The organism is Aquimarina sp. U1-2, assembly GCF_017897595.1.
Lineage (GTDB): Bacteria > Bacteroidota > Bacteroidia > Flavobacteriales > Flavobacteriaceae > Aquimarina.
Genome location: NZ_JAGKIK010000116.1, coordinates 1 through 353 on the forward strand (window position 1 = coordinate 1; position 353 = coordinate 353).

Below are 353 nucleotides of genomic sequence, written 5' to 3' on the forward strand. Positions count from 1 at the left end.
CACAGGAGCGATTTTTATTTTTTTATAACCTGGTGCTAAAGGTGCAATACCTGCAATACGTTCGTACATCCATTGCCCAATAGCACCATAAGCGTAATGGTTTAAGCTATTCATTGGTTGTTTATTATAGCCTTCTTCTATGCTGTAGCTATTCCAACGTTCCCACATGGTCGTTGCTCCTTGATTGATGGAATAAAACCATGATGGGTAGGTTTCTTTAAAGATTATCTCATACATCAAATCAATTTCTCCCATATCATCTAAAACCTTTGGTAAAATAGGTGTTCCCAAAAATCCAGTTCCTAAATGATTATCTGCTTTTTTAATTTCTTTTAGCAAATATCTCTTCGCGT

At 35.7% G+C, this 353-nt stretch carries 1 pseudogene; it reads right to left on the bottom strand.

Features of this window, described 5'->3' with window-relative positions:
* A pseudogene (locus J8281_RS19285) lies at positions 1-353 on the bottom strand (rhamnosidase); the annotation flags it as partial.